1 protein-coding gene is annotated in these 718 nt (G+C 67.0%); it reads left to right on the forward strand.

The genetic code is table 11. The features are described 5' to 3' along the window. Positions 1-718: EF-Tu/IF-2/RF-3 family GTPase (locus tag WYO_RS04105; protein ID WP_007559438.1), on the forward strand; the 718-nt coding region annotated here is incomplete at both ends.

A 718-nucleotide genomic window follows, 5' to 3' on the forward strand; every position in this document is an offset into this window, starting at 1 on the left:
CTGTCGAAGTACGACTTCCCGGGCGACGACATCCCGATCACCAAGGGCTCGGCGCTGATGGCGCTGGAGGACAAGGAGCCCAAGATCGGCAAGGACGCGGTCCTGAAGCTGATGGAGACGGTGGACAGCTACATCCCGCAGCCGGAGCGTCCGATCGACCTGCCGTTCCTGATGCCGATCGAGGACGTGTTCTCGATCTCGGGCCGCGGCACGGTGGTGACGGGTCGCGTCGAGCGCGGCATCGTCAAGGTCGGCGAGACGGTGGAGATCGTCGGCATCCGGGCGACCACGACCACGACGGTGACGGGCGTGGAGATGTTCCGCAAGCTGCTCGACCAGGGCCAGGCGGGCGACAACGTCGGCGTGCTGCTGCGCGGCACCAAGCGCGAGGACGTGGAGCGCGGCCAGGTCGTGTGCAAGCCGGGTTCGGTGAAGCCGCACACCAAGTTCAAGGCCGAGGCCTACATCCTGACCAAGGAGGAGGGCGGTCGCCACACGCCGTTCTTCACCAACTACCGGCCGCAATTCTACTTCCGGACCACGGACGTGACCGGGGTGTGCGAGCTGCCGGAAGGCACCGAGATGGTGATGCCGGGCGACAACGTGACCATGGACGTCACGCTGATCGTGCCGGTGGCCATGGAGGAGAAGCTGCGCTTCGCCATCCGTGAAGGCGGCCGCACCGTCGGCGCCGGCGTCGTCGCCGCCATCAACGACT

Origin of the sequence: Methylobacterium sp. GXF4 (genome assembly GCF_000272495.1) — a bacterium.
GTDB classification, from domain to species: Bacteria; Pseudomonadota; Alphaproteobacteria; order Rhizobiales; family Beijerinckiaceae; genus Methylobacterium; species Methylobacterium brachiatum.